The sequence below is a fragment of the Flavobacterium hibisci genome, assembly GCF_020026925.1.
Taxonomy (GTDB): Bacteria; Bacteroidota; Bacteroidia; order Flavobacteriales; family Flavobacteriaceae; genus Flavobacterium; species Flavobacterium hibisci.
Genome location: NZ_JAIQDW010000010.1, coordinates 15759 through 36331 on the forward strand (window position 1 = coordinate 15759; position 20573 = coordinate 36331).

At 35.6% G+C, this 20573-nt stretch carries 16 protein-coding genes; 9 read left to right on the forward strand and 7 right to left on the reverse strand.

The genetic code is table 11. From position 1 onward, the window contains the following. The 5 genes from K8B81_RS11585 to K8B81_RS20960 all read left to right on the forward strand — a co-directional run bounded on the left by K8B81_RS11585 (position 1) and on the right by K8B81_RS20960 (position 5997). Complete coding sequence (locus tag K8B81_RS11585) at positions 1-1191, forward strand: AGE family epimerase/isomerase (protein ID WP_223681663.1); 1191 nt, start codon at positions 1-3, stop codon at positions 1189-1191. Between the two features lie 135 nt (positions 1192-1326). Continuing rightward, the gene (locus K8B81_RS11590; RefSeq protein WP_223681664.1) at positions 1327-2532 is read left to right on the forward strand and encodes a glycoside hydrolase family 26 protein; all 1206 of its coding nucleotides are present in this window, start codon (positions 1327-1329) and stop codon (positions 2530-2532) included. A 113-nt stretch (positions 2533-2645) separates the two neighbouring features. Beyond that, on the forward strand, positions 2646-3935 hold the full coding sequence (locus tag K8B81_RS11595) for a glycoside hydrolase 5 family protein (protein ID WP_223681666.1): 1290 nt from the start codon (positions 2646-2648) through the stop codon (positions 3933-3935). A gap of 75 nt (positions 3936-4010) precedes the next feature. Next, positions 4011-5291: a glycoside hydrolase family 97 N-terminal domain-containing protein gene (locus tag K8B81_RS11600; protein WP_262902717.1), complete on the forward strand. Its 1281-nt coding sequence runs from the start codon at positions 4011-4013 to the stop codon at positions 5289-5291. Next, positions 5272-5997, forward strand: coding sequence for a glycoside hydrolase family 97 catalytic domain-containing protein (locus K8B81_RS20960; protein ID WP_262902718.1), 726 nt, complete (start codon positions 5272-5274; stop codon positions 5995-5997). The genes K8B81_RS11600 and K8B81_RS20960 overlap by 20 nt, the downstream gene beginning before the upstream one ends. A gap of 119 nt (positions 5998-6116) precedes the next feature. Here K8B81_RS20960 and K8B81_RS11610 read toward each other — a convergent pair whose 3' ends face one another. The 4 genes from K8B81_RS11610 to K8B81_RS11625 form a co-directional block, all read right to left on the reverse strand. Beyond that, entirely contained in the window at positions 6117-7073 is a 957-nt protein-coding gene (locus K8B81_RS11610) for an aldo/keto reductase (RefSeq protein WP_223681667.1), read from the reverse strand. 337 nt (positions 7074-7410) lie between these two features. After that, on the reverse strand, positions 7411-9708 hold the full coding sequence (bglX, locus tag K8B81_RS11615) for a beta-glucosidase BglX (protein WP_223681668.1): 2298 nt from the start codon (positions 9706-9708) through the stop codon (positions 7411-7413). 271 nt (positions 9709-9979) lie between these two features. Beyond that, complete coding sequence (locus K8B81_RS11620; protein ID WP_223681669.1) at positions 9980-11356, reverse strand: sialate O-acetylesterase; 1377 nt, start codon at positions 11354-11356, stop codon at positions 9980-9982. Beyond that, positions 11346-12440: an SGNH/GDSL hydrolase family protein gene (locus K8B81_RS11625; protein ID WP_223681670.1), complete on the reverse strand. Its 1095-nt coding sequence runs from the start codon at positions 12438-12440 to the stop codon at positions 11346-11348. Before K8B81_RS11625 ends, K8B81_RS11620 begins: the two co-directional genes overlap by 11 nt. Before the next feature lie 180 nt (positions 12441-12620). Between K8B81_RS11625 and K8B81_RS11630 the strand changes: the two genes are divergently transcribed. Beyond that, entirely contained in the window at positions 12621-13133 is a 513-nt protein-coding gene (locus tag K8B81_RS11630) for a C40 family peptidase (protein ID WP_223681671.1), read from the forward strand. A 165-nt stretch (positions 13134-13298) separates the two neighbouring features. Here K8B81_RS11630 and K8B81_RS11635 read toward each other — a convergent pair whose 3' ends face one another. Together K8B81_RS11635 and K8B81_RS11640 are read right to left on the reverse strand one after the other, a co-directional pair. Next, complete coding sequence (locus K8B81_RS11635; RefSeq protein ID WP_223681673.1) at positions 13299-14876, reverse strand: L,D-transpeptidase family protein; 1578 nt, start codon at positions 14874-14876, stop codon at positions 13299-13301. 130 nt (positions 14877-15006) lie between these two features. Beyond that, positions 15007-15420: a DUF1573 domain-containing protein gene (locus K8B81_RS11640; protein ID WP_223681674.1), complete on the reverse strand. Its 414-nt coding sequence runs from the start codon at positions 15418-15420 to the stop codon at positions 15007-15009. Positions 15421-15585: 165 nt separating this feature from the next. On the opposite strand from K8B81_RS11640, the gene K8B81_RS11645 reads away from it, so the two are divergent. From K8B81_RS11645 to K8B81_RS11655, 3 genes are read left to right on the forward strand one after another with little or no spacing between them, the layout of a single operon-like run. Continuing rightward, a complete protein-coding gene (locus K8B81_RS11645; RefSeq protein WP_223681675.1) occupies positions 15586-16842 on the forward strand; it encodes a sensor histidine kinase in 1257 nt (418 codons plus the stop codon). Between the two features lie 2 nt (positions 16843-16844). Further along, on the forward strand, positions 16845-17528 hold the full coding sequence (locus K8B81_RS11650; RefSeq protein ID WP_025572139.1) for a response regulator transcription factor: 684 nt from the start codon (positions 16845-16847) through the stop codon (positions 17526-17528). Between the two features lie 54 nt (positions 17529-17582). Further along, the gene (locus tag K8B81_RS11655) at positions 17583-18347 is read left to right on the forward strand and encodes an MBL fold metallo-hydrolase (RefSeq protein ID WP_025572141.1); all 765 of its coding nucleotides are present in this window, start codon (positions 17583-17585) and stop codon (positions 18345-18347) included. On the opposite strand, the gene K8B81_RS11660 is transcribed toward K8B81_RS11655, so the two are convergent. Then, the gene (locus K8B81_RS11660) at positions 18348-20534 is read right to left on the reverse strand and encodes a B12-binding domain-containing radical SAM protein (protein WP_223681676.1); all 2187 of its coding nucleotides are present in this window, start codon (positions 20532-20534) and stop codon (positions 18348-18350) included. It lies immediately after the preceding gene. Positions 20535-20573 lie beyond the last annotated feature (39 nt).

A 20573-nucleotide genomic window follows, 5' to 3' on the forward strand; every position in this document is an offset into this window, starting at 1 on the left:
GTGTCATCAATATTACACCAGCTAAAAACCGAATTATCAGCTGAACTTGATGCTATTTTAAACTATTGGGCAAAAAACGCAATTGATAATAAAAACGATGGTTTTGTTGGTCAGATTGATAGCAATGAAAAAATAATTCCTGATGCTGACAAAGGTTCTGTTCTAAACGCCAGGATTTTATGGTCTTTCTCAGCCAGTTATCAGGTTACTCAAAATGAAGAACATAAAAAAATAGCGGAAAGGGCTTTTAAATGTATTTCAAATCATTTTTATGATCCTGAATTTGGAGGTTTATTTTGGAGCATCAATTCAGATACAACACCAAAAGATACTAAAAATCAAATTTATGGTTTAGCTTTTGCGATTTATGGTTTGTCTGAATATTATAAGATTTCAAAAGATGAAAAAGCTCTGGCAATTGCAATCAATCTGTATTTAACGATCCAAAAATACAGTTACGACCCTGTAAACAAAGGATATTTAGAGGCTTTTACAAGAAGCTGGCAGCCTATTGAAGATTTGCGGCTGAGCAGTAAAGATGCTAATGAAAAGAAAACCATGAACACGCATCTGCATATTATTGAAGCTTATGCGAATTTATTCAGGGTTTGGAAAAATCCAAAACTGCAAAGTGATATTATAGAATTATTGCAAACCATCGAAGAACATTTTATCAATACCAGAACAGGACATTTGCATTTGTTTTTTGACGAAAACTGGATTGAAAAACCAGATGTTATTTCGTACGGCCATGATATTGAAGCTGCATGGCTTTTATTGCAGTGTGCTGAAATTTCAGAAGATGAAAACCTTATTGCTAATTATAAAAGACATGCCATTCAAATAGCAGAAGTTACGCAGGAAGGCTTAGATTATGACGGCGGTTTGTGGTATGAATTTGACCCTGGAAAAAATGAACTAATTGCTGAGAAACACTGGTGGGTACAGGCCGAAGCTTTAATAGGTTTTTACAATGCATACCAATTAACCCGTGATGAAAAGTTTTTAGATATTGTATTGAAAAACTGGGAATTTATAAAAAATCACATTTTAGACCAGCAAAATGGAGAATGGTTTTGGGGAGTTTACAAGGATTACAGCCTGATCCAGAAAGACAAAGCCGGCTTCTGGAAATGTCCTTACCACAACAGCCGCGCCTGTCTGGAACTGATGCAAAGAATAAAAACCTAAATATTGATTATTATAAAATTTGATTATTGCATTAAAAAGCAATGAAATCGCCATTAACAAAAAAGGTTGTCCAGGAATACATACAATAAAAGACGATACCATATTATGCCAACTACAAAATAAAATTTTACATATATGAAACAATTCTTTTTCTTTAGCTTATTTATTGCTGTGATTGGCTGCTCATCGGATAAAGGTTCAGAAGTTGATGAAACTGAACCGCAAACTGATGTTTTGACAACCAAAAACGTCATCACTTATATGGTTGACAAAAAAGCAACTGCAGAAACCGTTGCTTTGTTTTATAACCTTAAAATATTAGGAAAAACTAAAGTAGCCATTGGACAGCAGGATGCTTTCAATAACTTTTATCAGGATGCCGGCGGTGATTCGGATATCAAAAAAAATACGGGTTTTGATCCTGCTATCCTAGGGTCAGATTTTATGTTTATTACAGATAAAAACAACAATAATCAGTCCAACAACTGGTTTTACCAACAAGAGCAAAAGATTATCAGCGATACAAAAGCAGCTTATGCAAAAGGAATAATTAATACTTTTTCCTGGCATTTGAGGGAACCTAATAATGAAACTTCTTTCTATACTTCTGATATGACAACCGAGCAAAAAAACACAGCTTTTAAAAGTATTTTGCCTGGCGGAGCCAACCACGAATGGTACAAGAAAAAACTGGATAAAGTTGCCAGCGTATTCTTAAATTTAAAAGGTTCAAAAGGCGAATTGATTCCGGTAATCTTCAGGCCTTTCCATGAATTTGACGGAAGCTGGTTCTGGTGGGGTGCTAATTTTTGTACTGCTGAAGAATATAAAACAGCTTATAAATTTACGGTTGATTATTTAAAAAATACTAAAGGCGTCCACAATATTTTATATGCTTTTTCACCTGACAGAACCTATTTAACCTCAACCGATTATTTAAGCAGATATCCGGGCGATAAATATGTTGATGTTTTAGGAATGGATAATTACGGGGATTTTGACAATCAGGGTACAACCGGAGCCAATACAGCAAATTCTAAATTAAAAATTATATCAGATTTAGCTAAATCCAAAGTAAAAATTGCAGCTTTAACAGAAACAGGTTATAGAGTTACAAGTTCAAACACACCAATAAATGATTGGTTTTCTACCTATTTATATGATGCTTTGACATCAAATAGTATAGAAGTAAGCTATATGATGTTCTGGACTAATGATAGTGATGGATACTATGTTCCAAATTCCAGTGTTTCGAATGCAGCTGATTTTAAAACCTTTGCTTCAAAACCCAAATCGGCATTAGTAAATTCATTACCAAAAATGTATGAATTACCAAAATAGTTTCTTTATAAACGTAAAGTCCTAGCCCTGATAGAAGCGGTATCCTTTTGTTTTTTTCTTTAAAAAACAAAAGATAAAGCGGATAGCAGGAATAGCTTCTAAAAATATAAATTATGAAAAACAAACTTTTTAAAATACTCCGATTAGCATTGCTCATTTCGACAATGTCATGTCAGGCGCAGGAAAGAATTACGGTAAAAGGAACGCAATTTTATAAGGGAGACAAACCCTATTCTTACATTGGAACCAATTATTGGTATGGAAGTTTACTGGCCTCCAAAAAAGTAGGCGATCGAAAAAGGCTGCTTCGGGAACTGGATTTCATGCAAAAAAACGGAATCGATAATTTGCGAATTTTAGTGGGTGCGGATGGTGGAAAATATGATTTTACGGTTCGTCCGGCTTTACAGTATGAGCAGGGAAAATATGATGAGGATTTACTTGACGGACTGGATTTCCTGATGAATGAAATGAGAAAACGCAAAATGTATGCGGTTTTGTACCTGACCAATAACTGGGAATGGTCAGGCGGAATGTCGCAATATCTGGAGTGGAATGGTAAAGGAGCTATTCCTATTCCAAACATTATACCGAATACATGGCCTCAGTTTATGTCGTACACAGAGCAATTTCACAGCTGTGATCCCTGCATGAAAGCACTGGAGAATCATGTGAAATTTATTATGGGAAGAACCAATAAATATTCGAAAAAAAAATATAACGAAGACAATACCATCATGGCCTGGCAGGTTGGAAATGAACCGAGGCTTTTTACGGTTGAAAACGAAGAAAAATTTACTATCTGGCTGAATAACATTGTCAATTTAATGGACAGTTTAGATAAAAACCACCTGATTTCTACAGGTTCTGAAGGTTTGAACAGTTCGAATGATGATATCGGAATTTTCGAAAGAACACATAAAAACCCCAACATCGATTATTTGACCATGCACATTTGGCCTAAAAACTGGAACTGGTTTAAAGCCGATAATGCCAAAGCTACAATTCCTGTCACTATTGAAAATGCAGGAAAGTATATTGATGCCCATGTTAAAGTGGCCAACAATCTACAAAGACCAATCATTATTGAGGAGTTTGGATTACCAAGGGAAAACGAAAATCTGAATGCCGGAGCATCTTCAATTTACCGCGATCAGTTTTATAGCTATATTTTTGGAAGGGTTGCCGAAAGTGTTGCCAATAAAGGTCCGCTGCGGGCCGCGAATTTTTGGGGATTTGGCGGTGAGGGAAAAGCAGTAAATGAAACCGGAAAATGGAATCCGGGAGAACCTCTCACAACTGATCCTCCACAGGAACCACAAGGGCTGAATTCAGTTTTTAATGGTGATAAATCGACATTGGAAATTGTAAAAAGATACAATTTGAAACTGAATAAAAAATAATTTCCTTAACCATATAAGTGATTATAAGTACATTTAACTGAACTTGTAATCACTTCTTCGTTTAATGCATCTATCATGAAAAAAATATTTCCTGCCTTGTTCCTTTTTCTTTTTAATATCTGTTTATCGCAACAGCCACAGGATTTCAGTTTAGCTTCTCCAAACGGAAAAATTAAAGTCAATATAATAATTAACAACAAAATAACCTGGTCTGTTTTGCATGAAAAAGATTTGATTTTGGCTCCGTCTGTAATTTCAATGACACTTGATCAGAATGAAGTTTTAGGTAAAAATTCGTTGCTTTTGAATTCAAAAAGAGAAAAAGCAAACACTTCATTTGCATCTCCATTTTACAAAAAAAGCATTGTACAAAATCAATACAATCTTTTGGTTTTAAATTTCAAAAATGATTTCAGTATTGAATATCGCGCTTTTGATGATGGTGTCGCGTATCGATTTATAACCAAAAAGAAAAAAGACATTACTGTAAAAGGAGAAGAAGTTACTTTGAATTTTGATCAGGATTACAATACTTTAATGCCGTATGTTCGCGATTTAAGAAACCCGAAAGATCCTTATATTTCGTCTTTTGAGGCGCAGTACGAAAACAAAAAAATCAGTGAATTTGCAAAAGATACTTTAGCATTTCTACCATTTTTAATTGATTTTAAAAACCTTAAAAAAGCTGTTTTTCTTGAAGCCAACCTGGAAGATTACCCGGGATTATTCGTTACCAATACTAAATCGAAAGCTGGTTTTGAAGCACGTTTTTCCAGATATCCGTTACAGGAAGCGAACGGCGGATTCAACAACATCAACCTATTAATTACGGAGAGGGCAGATTATTTAGTTAAAACCAAAGGAACACGAAATTTTCCGTGGAGAATTTTAGTCATCTCTGAAAATGATACTGAATTAGCGAATAATGATATGGTTCAGAAATTATCTGAGCCAGCCAAAATAAAAGACATTTCGTGGATAAAGCCCGGAAAAGTAGCCTGGGACTGGTGGAACGACTGGAACATTTACAACATTGATTTTAAAGCCGGAATAAATACGCAGACTTATAAATATTATATTGATTTTGCCTCGAAAAACAAAGTCGAATATGTAGTTTTAGATGAAGGCTGGAGTCTGGAAGAAGACATTATGAAACACAATCCAAACGTTGATCTGGAAGCTTTAATCGCTTATGGAAAAGAGAAAAACGTTGGAATTATTTTGTGGAGTTCGTGGATGGCATTAACCAAAAACACAGCAGGAATTTTAAAAAATTATGCCGATTTAGGAATCAAAGGTTTTAAAGTTGATTTTCTAGATCGGGACGATGCCAAAAATGGTAAATTCAGTTTATGACATTGCTCAAAAAGCTGCCGATTATAAATTGCTTTTGGATTTTCATGGCATGTATAAACCAACCGGAATTCAGAGAACTTTCCCCAACATTTTAAACTTTGAAGGCGTAAAAGGACTGGAAAACAATAAATGGACACCAAACGATGATGTTCCGTTATACGATTGTTCGATTCCGTTTATCCGTATGATGGCAGGACCAATGGATTACACACCAGGAGCTATGCGAAATGCAACCAAAAGCGAATTTAAGCCTAGTAATTCCAATCCGGTAAGTCAGGGAACAAGATCTCATCAATTAGCATTATACACGATTTTTGAAGCACCCCTGCAAATGATGGCAGACAGTCCAACAGCTTATATGAAAGAACAGGAAAGCACTGATTTCATTGCTAAGATTCCAACCACATTTGATGAAACAGTTGCTCTTGATGGAGAAGTTGGAAAATTTGTTTCAATTGCAAGAAAAAAATCTAATACTTGGTATCTAGGAGCTATTACTAATTGGGATTCCAGAGACATTACAATTGATTTTTCTTTCCTTGAAAAAGAGAAAAAATACGAAGCAGAAATTTTCTCAGACGGATTGAATGCAGATAAGGCTGCGAATGATTACAAAAGAGAAATTGTAACAGTTGATTCGACAACCAAATTGGCATATAAATTAGCAAGCGGTGGCGGATTGGCGATGATTATTCAAACGAAATAACAAATGTAGTTTTGTTTAAATATTAAACCCGACAAGTTTTAGAACCTGTCGGGTTTATATTTTTCATTTTTACATCTTACAGTATACATTTTTACAATTCACCTGCTAGAATATATATTTTACGCTAAAATCTTCTCAATCTCATTCAGTTCATCATGAGTGAATTCAAGATTTTGTAAACATTCAATATTATTATTTAACTGCTTTACTGAACTGGCACCAATTAAAACCGAAGTAATTCGTTTGTCTTTTTGCAGCCAGGCCAGTGCCATTTGTGCCAAAGACTGATTTCTATTCTGGGCAATTTCATTCAGCTGAATTAATTTCTCAATCCTTTCCGGCGTAACTTCATCTTCTTTTAAATGCCCGTTTGGATTGTGAGCTCGGGAATTTTCAGGAATTCCGTTTAAGTATTTATCGGTCAAAAGTCCTTGTGCCAAAGGTGAAAATGCAATACAGCCTACTCCTTTTTCTTCTAAAACATCCAATAAACCTTCTTCAACCCAGCGTACCAGCATGGAATATTTAGCCTGATGGATCAAACATGGTGTTCCTAATTGTTTCAAAACATCAACAGCCACCAGGGTCTGCTCTGCAGAGTAATTACTGATTCCAACATATAATGCTTTTCCACTTCTTACAGCGTAATCAAGCGCCATCATCGTTTCTTCAATAGGGGTTTCAGGATCCGGGCGGTGTGAGTAAAAAATATCTACATAATCAATCTTCATTCTTTTCAAACTCTGATCTAAACTGGATAAAAGATATTTTCTGGAACCCCAGTCCCCATAAGGTCCATCCCACATTGTGTAACCTGCTTTTGTGGAAATAATGATTTCATCACGTAAATTTCCCTGAAAATTATGCCATAATATTTTTCCAAAATTGGTTTCTGCCGAGCCTGGAACCGGACCATAGTTGTTGGCTAAATCAAAATGCGTAATTCCTTTATCAAAAGCTTCCACAGCTATACTTTCTGCATTTTCAAAATTATCTACTGATCCGAAATTATGCCATAATCCTAAAGAAATTTCAGGCAAAAGCAATCCGCTTTTTCCACATCTGTTGTATTTCATTAATTAAAAGTTTAATAGTTTCGTTTTTTTTTTAGTTTTTAAAGATAAAAAAAACTCTCGCAGATTTTGCAGATTTAGGAGATAAAAAAATCTTCCTGATCTTCAAAATCTGTGAGAGAAAATGGTCTTTTTATTTAAGTTTGAAAGTTTTTCCTCAATAGTCTCCAGCTTTAGCTGGAGCAATAAATTTGATTTGAAAAAGGCTTTAGCCAAAACATTGATTGTTTGGCTAAAGCCTTTTTTTCGATCATTTTACCATCCAGCTAAAGCTGGACGCTATTCAATTATACAATTAAACTTTGCGCCTCTCCGTCTTTGCGAGATTAAAACTTTAAGTTTATTCTTTTATCTCAAATCCGCTTTCCAAACCTTTATCAGAACTGCCTCCTATTTTAAGTTTAAAAGTTCCCGGTTCGACCAGATAATTCCCGTTGTTATCATAAAAACCAAGTTCCTTATCTGTTAAAGTAAAAGTTACAGTCTTAGTTTCTCCTTTTTTCAAATTCACTAATTCAAAACCTTTTAACTCTTCAACCGGTCTGGCGATGCTGGCAAAATCATCGTGAATGTACAACTGAACGACTTCTTTTCCGTCATAATTACCTGAATTGGTAACGTCGACACTTACCTGAACCGGCTCTCCTTTTGCAAAAGTTGTCTTATTTAATTTCAGCTTTTTATAATCGAAAGTGGTATAACTCAATCCGAAGCCAAAAGGAAACTGAGGTGTTTTTTCTACATCTGAAAAGTGTGACCAAAACACGTTTTTATCAGCATTTACAGGTCTTCCTGTACTGTAATTGTTATAATAAATTGGAACCTGCCCTACATTTCTCGGAAAAGAAATTGGCAGTTTCCCGCTTGGGTTATAATCCCCGTATAAAACCTGAGCTACAGCATTTCCGGTTTGGGTTCCCAAATGCCAGGCTTCAACAATTGCCGGAATATGTTCTGCTGCCCACGGAATAGTCAACGGGCGGCCATTGTTTAAAACTAAAACGATGTTTGGATTCACTTTATAAATTTCTTCTAACAATTCCTGCTGTAATCCCGGCAAATCAAGGTTCGTTCTGCTGCGTCCTTCCCCACTCTGAAAACCGTGTTCACCTAAAACCATTACTACCACATCTGCATTTTTAGCTGCTATTTTTGCTGCTTCGAATCCACTTTTGTCTGTTGTGTTAAAAACGACCTCATCAAGGAAAGTTGCTTTGCCAACAATCAAATAAGCTCCTTTTTCAAAAACCAGCTGATTGTCTTTATATTGCTGCATTCCTTCCAGAACAGAAACCGCCGTATTATCCTCCGCAGCAATTCTCCAGCTTCCCAACGGACTGTTTTTATCATTCGCTAAAGCTCCGATCAAAGCAATTTTTTGTCCGGTTTTTTTTAGCGGAAGCAGATTTTTATCATTCTTCAATAAAACAATTGACTTTTTCGCCATGTCCAAAACACCATCATTATTCGCTTTATTTCCAATAGTTGCTTTTTCACGTTTTTCATCACAGTATTTGTACGGATCATCAAATAAACCCAGTTCAAATTTCACGCGTAAAATCCTTCTCACCGCATCATCTACCAAAGCTTCTTTTACTTTTCCGTCCTTAACCAATTTCGCTAGTTCTGTAACATACAAATGGGATTCCATGTCCATATCAGAACCGGCTGTAACGGCTTTCACCGTTGCATCTGCTCCATCTTTAGCATACCCATGCGGAATCATTTCACGAACCGAAGCCCAGTCTGAAACCACAAAACCATCAAACTTCCATTTGCCTTTTAAAATGTCTCTTTGCAAGAAAACATTCCCCGTTGCCGGAATTCCGTTTACGAGATTAAACGAGTTCATAAAAGTTCTCACACCTGCTTTTGTCGCCGCTTCAAACGGCGGCAAAACAGTATTGAATAATTTCGAATTACTAATGTCAACCAAATTATAATCACGTCCTGATTCTACATAACCATAAGCTGCAAAATGTTTGGCACAGGCTGCAATGGTGTTTACTTTTGCCAGATCGGCAGTTGTTTCCCCCTGAAAACCTGTTACTCTCGCTACCGCAATTTTGCTTCCAAGGTATGGATCTTCCCCTGCCCCTTCCATTACACGTCCCCAGCGGGCATCGTTTGTAATATCTACATTTGGTCCAAAAGTCCAGTTAATTCCGGATGCCGAAGCCTCATCTGCTGCAATCGCCGCCGATTTTTTAATGGCTTCTAAATCCCAGCTAGCCGCTTCTGCCAACGGAATCGGGCTTAACGTTTTGTAACCATGAATCACATCAAAACCAATAATCAGCGGAATCCCCAAACGGGTTTCTTCCACCGCAATTTTCTGAACGGCACGAACTTCTTTCACGCCACGAACCGTCAGCATGCTTCCCACCCATCCTTTCCGAAGATGTTCGTATTTTAACTCGGCATTTCCACCTTTCGGAGCGGGACCGGTCACGTCCCAAAAACCGTTATATTGATTCATCTGACCTACTTTTTCTTCAAGGGTCATCAATGGCAAAAGCAAATCAATGCGTTGTTCAATCGTTTTATTTTTATCCAGATACGGTTTCTTCTGTGCATTCATATTTCCAGCAATAAAAAGGGCAAAAACCCCAATAATTAGTATTTTTTTATTTTTCATAGTGGTTAAAAAGTATCATATTTTGGGCGTGTCCCTCCGGGTCGGGCTATCCGTTTCAAGTCCTCGCACTTCCTTCGTCAGGCTGTGGGCTTTCCTCTTCTATCCCTCACGCGGTTTACGGTAACGAGAAGTCCTTGGTTTTTTTACAATCTTGTCATTTCGAGGAACGAGAAATCACACTAGGAACTCCACAATCAAAATCGCCAATCTTTGTTGAGCCTCTTGTTTGATTTCTCCTTCGTCGAAATGAGACAAAAAAACGTGTAAACCTTCACTCCGAAATAAAACAGGAAGCCGGCAGATTCGCTTTATTAAACAAATCGGACTGAATCGTATTTCCCCATGCAAATCTCACTTTTACAGGATTCGGTACTTTTTTACTCGTTACAATTACCTGATTGTTTTTTATCGAAGCTTCAGCAGGATAAAAAGTACCGTCTGTTACCGCAACTTCAAATTGTTTTGAGATTTTATCTTTAAAATACAATCCTTCAGCAAAATCAAAAGAAACAATCACTTTGTTTTTATCAATTTTAATATCTTTAAAAAGCGGACCATTAACCAAATTAGAATTGGTTTTATACGTATTTGCCAGCGCTAAATTTGCCAGACGAATTCCAACCGATTTTTTATCCTTTGGATGAATATCAATCGTATCTGAAACATCGCTGATCACAACCATTCCGGTGTTATTTATTTGTTGAAGTAATTTTCTTTGGGAATCTCTTACAATAACATTTGAGAAATTGTTACTGCCGTTTTTAAAAGGGGCAATCTGTACAAAATAAAACGGAAAATCATCCTGCCAGGCTTTTCGCCACGAAGTAATCAAAGCTCCTAACGTTTTATCGTAAACCAATGATCCAACATTCGATTCGCCCTGATACCAGAGTGTTCCGGCGATTTTAAATCCCACAAAAGGAGAAATCATGGCATTGTAAGCACGCCCTGGCTGTTTTGGTCCGTATTCCTGTTCGTTTAGTTTTTTGGCATTTTCCAATAAAACGGGGTCGTTTTGTACCACTTCTTCCGGCATCCAGATTTCTGCTGGAGTTCCGCCCCAGTTTGAAGAAATTAATCCGATAGGGACATTTTTTAAATCTTCTCGTAAACGTTTGGCAAAAAAGTAACCAACCGCACTAAAGTTTTTCATGGTTTCCGGAGTCGATTCTGTCCAGTTTCCGAGTAAGTTGTTTTGAGGTGTTGTCGCGGTTAATTTTGGAACGGTAAAAAAACGAATGTTAGGATTTGTTGCATTTTTTGCTTCTTCTTCTCCGTTATCAATTCCCCAGCTTACCGACATTTCCATATTGGATTGTCCGGAGCAAACCCAGACTTCGCCAATTAAAATATTTTTCAGGATTACTTCATTATACCCTTTTATGGAAATCGTATAAGGTCCACCGGCTTCGGGCGTTTTGATTTTGAGTTCCCATTGCGCCTGATTGTTTGCAGTAACTTTATATTCCTGATTGTTCCAACTGGAAACGAGTTTGATTTCCTCTTTTGGATTAGCCCAGCCCCATATTTTGACCTCAGCATTGCGCTGCAATACCATATTGTCGCCAAAAATATTCGGAAGGGAAACGTTTGCCATCATAGTGCCGGAAATCAGTAAGAAAACAAACTTAAATATATTATTTTTCATTTAGCAGTTTTTTTAAAAATGGTCCGTATTCCGCAGCCATAATTTTATGTTCAGTAATGTTTGGATGTCCGGAACAACCGCTTGGTGTCATAGGCTTAAATTTGAAAATCAGAATGGGTTTGTGTGACTTATCCATATCGACTTCGGCTTTTATTTTATTCAGGCAATTTTCAAAAATCACTGCTTTTTCTCCATTTACCATTGGACTATTTGTCAACACCAATTGCGCATTCGGATTGTGTTTATAAAGCATTTTTATAAAATTGACATAACTCGAAACATATTTTTCAGGATCAAAAGACAGGCGCTCTTTTTTACCATCCCCATTCGAAAAATCATTCGTTCCTATCGCAATACTAATTATGTCCGGTTGAAAAGCAAAATTATATTTAGGTTTAGAATTGTCTTTTGTCAGATATAAATTTTCATAAACAGCTGGCATAATCGGAACTTCAGGCCCCTCGTCATTCCAATTGCGATAAATTCCGATTCCGGAAACTGAACTCAATAAATAATCTGCATCAATATTTCTGGACAAGATGGGTCCGTAAGCATAAAAACCATTGTGATGGTCAAAATATTCGCCCTGATCACACGGAGTTGTGGACGGATCATTTGCTGCACCACTTGTTATGGAATCTCCAATAAATTCGATTTTTTTCTTTCTGACTGGAGTTATTGTCATTAATTTCGCTGTAGTTCCGGCAAATAAAACATTGCCCATTGTGGCTTCAGTACCCTTATAAATATTTAGGGTATGTACTTTTTGCTTTGAAACAGCTTTAATCTCAAAAGACTGAACCGGCCCCTTTTCGACTCTTACTTTTCCAATGTATTGTCCATCAAGTTCTAAAACCACATAATTATGATGTTCCCAGGTGTCAATACTTTGAAGTAAAACAGCACATTTTTCGCCTGAAAAATTAAACGATACCGAAGCTGCAGTCCCGATCAATACTGCTTTATTATCCTCCAGCACATCTACTCTTCCGGCATATAAAAAGTTTTTTGCTTTAGTTTGTGAAACCGACATTTGCGAAATCAGCAAAAACAAAATTAAAAGCGTTATTTTTTTGATAAACATAATTTATTCGTTAAAATATAAATACATTTCACAAATATATCCGAATTACATTTTACAGAAAGATACTAAAATATCAAAAAGCAATAAAAAAATACCAAAAACGTTTATTAAACCAACCTCTTTTTGCTATTCTAAACAAACGCTTTATCTTTATAAGCTAATAATTATCTGCCCGCTCATATGAAAACTACTATTCCCATCCTGTTTCTTTTGATTACTATTTTATTTTCTTCTTTTACTTTAAAAAAAGACAACAAAACACAATCTGATTCGGTTAAAAAAATCCAGACTAAAATTGAACGGGATTCTGTCATTTCGTATGCAAAACAATATTTAGGAACACGATATTTGTATGCAAGCAGTAATCCAGACAAAGGATTTGACTGTTCGGGTTTTGTATCTTACGTTTTCAAAAATTTTGGTTTGACCTTACCAAGAAGTTCCGGTGGTTATAAAAATGTGGGCAAGACCTTAAAACCTGATGAATTTAAAGTTGGGGATGTATTAGTATTTTATGGTTATAAGGACAAAAGTGTAATAGGTCACGTTGGCATCATCTGTGAAGCCAACGGAATGCAATCGAAATTTATTCACGCTTCATCAGGAAAAGCACAAAAAGTCACCATTACAGGACTTGACGAAGAACATTACACAAAACGTTTTTATAAATGTGTTGATGTTTTGTCTGAATAGTTTGTTACATCTTTAACAAGCTAAGAATTTCACGAAATGTTTTTTCACGCAGATTTTAAAAAGATTTAAGCAGATGTGTGCAGATTTTTTATTGAATAAGATCAAAATCTAATTAAATCTGCTGTTATATGCCAAAATCTGCGTGAAAAAATTAATATAACTACTTTATTCTTCAGTCAATAATTTAATCAGACTTTCATCTCTCTGGTAAATATCTTTATAGAAATTCAGCTGACCTTCGCGATCTACCCAAGCGGTGAAATAACCAATATAAACCGGAACTTTTTTCTTCAGGGTGTACCAGCTTTCTTTTCCGGCATGCATGGCTTTGTCAATTCTTTCCGGAGTCCATTTTGGGTCATCTTTCAACAATTCAATGGCCAGTTCACGTGGTTTTGCTACACGCACGCAGCCATGGCTAAAAGCCCTGCTTTCTCTTTCGAACAAACTTTTTGAAGGCGTATCATGCAGATAAATGTTACTGGAATTCGGAAATAAAAACTTTACAAGTCCAAGTGAGTTATTTTTCCCCGGAAGCTGCCGAACCGCTCCATTATTCCATTCCAGATTTTTCTTTGCGAGGTAGTTTTTGTCTTTCGCCATTCCGGGTTTGATTTCGCTTTTGATAATACTTGGCGGAACATTCCAATATGGACTGAAAACAATATTATTCATCATTCCGCTAAAAACAACCGTCTTGGTCATTGTCCTACCCACCACAACGGGTGATATAAAAGCAATTTTACCATCTTCGACTATATACAATCTAAATTCGGGAATATTGACTTCAATATACTTTTTACCTTTTTCCAGTTCAGGATCAATCCAGCGGCAGCGTTCCATATTGGCAATGATGGTTTTAATTCGGTCTGAAACAGGGATATTCAAATCATTAATATGTTCTAATAAAATAGTATTCTTTGGTGCATAGCCATGTCGTAATTCATAGTTTTTGACTGCTTTCATCAAAACCGTATCACAAACAGCACTTTTGTTATCCTCCTTAATATCTCCGGTTACAAAAAGCCTTTCCCTTATTTGTGCAATTGTTGCCGAAGAATCTCCTAATTTTAGTCCTTTGTAATCTTCATCAACTTCAATTGTTTTCCAGTCTCCGTTTTTTTCAATATCTCTGTATTGATGAAGTGCATCACGAAGCTTGTAATACTGACTGAACATCTTGCTTTTCTTATCATCACTTATAGTCGATTTTTCAAAAAGAGAATCGGTTAAAACCTGATAATTGAGTTTTTTTCGCGGAAGCAGCCATTCTAATGAAATGGATGTTTTCTCGTCAAAACCTCTGTATACTTTTTCAGCATAATAGAAATACAAATTGGTGATCATCAAATCGGTATTGACTTTTGAAAGTTTATTAACCGAATTGTTCTCAAAAATTAAATTGATTTCTTTATACGGAAAATTGGCTTTTAAACCTTCATTTTCTAAACCTTTATATTTATCATACAACGTATTTCCAAACTCAACAACTCCTTTATTATCAAGCCATAATTGGGTAGATTGTTTTTTTGCGTACAAAGCGGCAACCTCATCCTGAAAATTTTTCAATTTAGGATACGCTTCATAAAATCCGGCGATTGCCAAACTGTCTATGGTAAGTTTTAATTCCGGAATGACGACCTCTGTTTTCTTTAGATTTTCTTCTTTTTTATCCCCTTTTGAATTGCATGACACAGCAATAGAAACGAGTATAATAACAGTAAAACTGCACCAAATTTTCATAATAATTTTTTGAATAAAATTAGAAAAGTTTCCGTAAAAACAAATTCATTTCAAAATAATATTTTGGCAAAAAAAACTCCCGGCACATCACATGTCGGGAGTTTTCCACCTTTATATAATCAACTTTATTTTAGATAACTGTGCCTTTTAAAGTAAGGATTTTTGGAGTTGTTTCGGCACTTGTTGTAACCGTAACTGTTTTAGTAAAACCTCCTTTATTTGCCGCATTATAAGTTGCTGTGACTTTTGCAGATTTCCCGGGAAGGATTGGTTCTTTAGTATAATCTGTAGCAGTACAACCGCATGATCCTTGTACATTTGTAATTACTACAGCTGTTTTTCCGGTATTTTTAAATTCGTAAACAATTGCTTTTGGGGTTCCTTGTGGGATCTGTCCAACATCAATCGTTTCTGCTTTCCATACGATAGTGCTTTCTGCAGTCGCTCCAACAGAATTTGAAATTAATGCTTTAACGGGAGAGATTGCTGAGAATGACATTAATCCTAAAGCTAAGATGAGCGTCGAAATTTTAATAATTTTCATAGTCTGTTATTTTAAATTGGTGATAGGGTTAAATTTTATATTTCAAAATTACTTTACAAAAAAACAATTCGCTGTTAACCGGTTTCAAATGTTTGTTAATGACTTGTTAAGCGTGATTTTTAATTCTAAATTTGATTAATATTACACCCTCAAAAAAAGATTTCCTTGAAAATTAACAGACTTAACAGCATTATTATACTGGGATTAATAGCCATAATTGGCATATTGATCGCACAATTGCTTTGGACAAAAGAGGCTTTTACATTAGAACAGAAAAAACTAAGTCAAAAAACTCATATCGCACTTCTCGAAGTAGTCAAAAAACTGCATGAAGGAACCAATCATGAATTGCCCGCACAAAATCCGGTACAAAAAATTGCAAATGATTATTATATCGTAAACATCGACAACGATTTTGAACCTGATATTCTGGAATTTTATTTGAAAACCGAATTCAAAAAAATGAATATCACCACTGATTTTGAATATGCTATGTATAATTGCCAAAGCGACGAAATGGTTTATGGTAATTACATTTCATTATCTGATAAAGGAAGAGCGAAACAATCGGTTTATTTTCCGAAACACAAAAATCTGGTCTATTATTTTGCTGTACGTTTTCCGCATGAAACGACTTATCTGTTTAGTTCTATGCGGTTTTGGTTTGTATTATCTATCGTTTTGATTTTCATTTTACTGATTTACGTCTATTCGATTTTGACTCTTCTGCAGCAAAAAAAATATTCAGAACTCCAGCGTGATTTCATCAATAATATGACCCATGAATTTAAAACGCCTTTATCTTCGATTTTAATTGCATCAAAATATTTAATCGGACAAGATAAAATTAAGGAAGACAAAAAGCTGTACACTTATACCGATATCATCATTAACCAGAGTAACAAACTAAACAGTCATATTGAGCAGATTTTAAACATCGCAAAATCTGATTATACACCACTGGAATTAAAAAAAGAATTCTTATTAATCATCCCTGTTATTGAGGAAGTAATTGAAAATATTCGTTTAAAATATCCGGAAGCTTCCATTAAAATTAAAACAGATTCAAACCATTACGAACTCGAAACCGATAGATTTCATTTTACCAATCTGGTTTATAATTTACTCGATAATGCTGTAAAGTACTGCAATGAAAAGCCTGAAATTACGGTTGGAATTTTTACAGAAAATAAGCTATTAAAGCTGTCCTTTGAAGATAACGGAATCGGAATTGCTTCTAAAAATATTTCATTTATATTTGATAAATTTTACCGAATACAGAATGAAAAAAGCAACGAGGTTAACGGTTTCGGATTAGGTTTGTATTATGTAAAAAAGATTTGCGACCTTCAAAACTGGAAAATTTCAGCAACAGAAAACAGTACAAAAGGTGTCACCATAACTTTGTCAATCCCAATATAAAAATGAGAAGCTTTAAAATTCTTTATACCGAAGATGATGAAACATTAGCTTTTTTAACCAAAGACAATCTGGAGCAAAATGACTATGAAGTTATTCATTGTCCTGATGGAAAATCAGGTTTGGAAAGTTTTAAAAACAACGATTTTGATATTTGTATTTTTGATATTATGATGCCAAAAATGGATGGTTTTGAATTGGCAACAGAAATCAGAAAACTCAATACTGATATTCCGATTATTTTTCTCTCTGCTAAAACTTTAAAAGAAGACCGAATTAAAGGTTTGCGTCTGGGTGCAGATGATTATCTTGTGAAACCTTTTAGCATTGAGGAACTGATCCTGAAAATTGAAGTTTTTCTAAAACGTTCGCAGAAAAAAAGCAAACCCGAAAAAGCGATTTATGAAATAGGAAAATACCAGTTTGATACCAAAAATTTTATTCTCTTTAATAATGAAGAAAAGATTGGCCTTACACAACGAGAAGCCGAATTGTTGAAATTGTTTCTGGACAATAAAAATTCTGTTTTAAAAAGAGAACAGATTTTAACCGCACTCTGGGGAACCGACGATTATTTTATGGGACGAAGCCTGGACGTTTTTATTTCGCGCCTTCGAAAAATTCTGGCAAATGAAAAAGATATTTCTATTGAAAACTTACATGGAATCGGGTTTCGATTTGTAATGTAATTTACAGATTATGATTATAAAAAATTTCGTATTTTTAATAGTAAACTTTTAGATATGAAACTGCATCATTTACGAAATGCCACTTTAGTCATTGAAACAGAAAAACATGTCATCTTAATTGATCCTATGTTAGGAAAAAGGAAAACTATAGCTCCTTTTACTCTTTTTCGTTATCCGCCAAAGAGAAACCCGCTGACAGCACTTCCCAAAAACAGCAGGGAAATTTTGAGTAAAGTCACGCATTGCCTGATAACACATTTGCACCCTGATCATCTTGACAAAGCCGGGGAAGTTTTTCTAAAAAGAAAATCAATTCCGGTAATTTGCAGTAGTAAAGACGAAAAAAAGATAATACAGCGAGGTTTGACTGTCATTCAAACTTTAGATTACTGGCAACCACAAAATTTTCTGGACGGAAAAATAACAGGAATTCCTGCCGTTCACGGATATGGCTTTATCGCCAAATTAATGGGAAATGTGACAGGCTTTTTTATAGAACTTCTGAACGAAAAAACAATTTACATCAGCTCTGATACTATTTTCACAAAAGACACAGAAAGAGTCCTTACAGAATTAAAACCTGATATTGCAACTGTAGCCTGCGGTACCGCAAGATTAGATTTTGGTCAGCCATTATTAATGAGAATGAATGATATACTAAAATTTACAGCTCTGGCTCCCGGAAAAGTTTTTGCCAATCATTTAGAAGCTTTAAATCATTGTCCGACAACAAGGGAAGAATTAAAAAAAGCTTTAGCCGAGAATAATCTTTTGTCAAAAACTACTGTTCCTAATGATGGAGAATGTGTGGAATATTGATTATAAAACTAATAACCCAAATTCACGTAACGTATTAATCGGCTTTGAGTACCAGAACAATTCAAAATCCTCAAGCGAAGTTTCAAAATCATTTTTCACTTCCTGAAAAGTATAATTTTTACTATTTGAAACCGTGATTTTTTTCAGGATTTCGATCAGCCATTTTCCTTCTTCCTTACTGGTCTGAATGGTAAAACTTTCTTTTTTATCATGAAAAGTCAGGGACATCATTTCCCAGCTTTTTCCTTTTTTTGATTTTGTAAAGGTTTCTGCTAAAGGTTTTCCGCCCAGCCAGACCACTTTTGCATTTGGTTTTGTATTGAAATCGTTTTGTTCTTCTAAAGCATTAAAAATAAAATCTGGATGAATTTTTGTTTTTGGAATTTTGAAGTCGAACCAATCCTGCAATTCATAATCAAAACAGATTCCGTGCATGAAATTAAAAAGCGATTTCTTTAACCCGAAACTAAATTTATCATGATTGATTCCTGTCGAATCGGTATAATCAATGTCGTTATTAGCAAAAGTTCCAATTGCTTCCGTCTTTTTGGTGACGCCAAATTGTTCCGGATATAACCCGACCGGACTGTGCGCTGTTAAGGCAAACTGATGCCAAAATCCGGACTGTAAAACCCCGGCTTCAAATAGCTGACGCACCATTTCGAGACTGTCAATAGTTTCCTGAATCGTTTGTGTTGGATATCCATACATTAAATACGCATGCACCATGATTCCGGCTTCTGTAAAATTTCGGGTTACTTTTGCCACCTGTTCTACGGTTACGCCTTTATCTATTAATTTCAACAATCGGTCTGAAGCTACTTCTAATCCTCCCGAAACGGCAATACAGCCGGAAGCTTTCAATAATAAACACAAATCTTTTGAAAAGCTTTTTTCGAATCGAATGTTTGTCCACCATGTTACAGCCAGTTTTCGTTTTATGATTTCTAGAGCCAGCGCCCGCATCAAGGCTGGCGGTGCGGCTTCATCTACGAAATGAAAGCCATTTTGCCCTGTTTTTTCAATTAATTCTTCTATTCGGTCACAAAGTAAACTGGCCGCAACGGGCTCGTAAACTTTTATATAATCTAATGAAATATCGCAGAAAGTACATTTTCCCCAATAGCAGCCGTGAGCCATAGTGAGTTTGTTCCAACGCCCGTCACTCCACATTCGGTGCATCGGATTCACGATTTCGATAACCGAAATGTATTTATCCAAAGGCAGATCAGAATAATCCGGAGTTCCTACAAATGCCTGCTTGTAATCATGTTTTAAAGAATTATTTTTATAGACAACTTCTCCGTTTTCTAAAAGAAAAGTTCGCTTATAAGAATTGTAATACGGTTTTTCTAAATTGAAAATTAATTCTTCGATTGGCACTTCGCCATCATCCAAAGTGATAAAATCGAAGAATTCGAAAACACGCTTGTCAGAAAGTGAGCGTAATTCGGTATTCGGGAAACCGCCTCCCATCGAAATTTTGATTTCGGGATGGTTTTGTTTGACCCATTGCGCAGATCGAAAAGCACTATATAAATTCCCCGGAAAGGGAACAGAAATTAAAAACAAGGTTGGTTTTACAGCTTCTATTTTTTCTTTCAGAAGTGAAATTAAAATCGAATCAATATAAGTCGGTTCCTGTTGTAAAGCTTCGTACAATTCATCAAAAGAATTGGCACTTCGGCCTAAACGTTCTGCATATCGGCTAAAGCCAAAATTTTCATCGACACACTCAACAATAAAATCCGAAATATCTTCGAGATACAAAGTTGCCAGGTGTTTTGCCTTGTCCTGAGTTCCCATGGTTCCGAAAGCCCAGTCGAGTTCTTCTAATTGTGCAAAACGGGAAGCCTCCGGCAGAAAATCTTCCTGACAAATCTGCAGTGCCAAGGTTGGATTTTTTCCCTGCAAAAACTGAATTACAGAATCAATCGTTTTAATGTATTCGTCCTGTAATGCGAAAATTCTTTTGCAGTTTTCCGTTGTTGGTTGTTGGCTGATGGATGTAAATAAATCCTGTAAACCTTCTTTCGAAAACAATTTCAAAATCACATCAATACCCAAATCTGCCTGAACGGATTCTATATTTTTGGTATTCAGAAAACCTTTTATATAAGCGGTAGCCGGATACGGAGTATTCAGTTGGGTAAATGGTGGTGTTATTACAAAAAGTTTTGTTTTCAAAGGGATTTTATTTTCTGCAAAAATACGGGATATTTATAA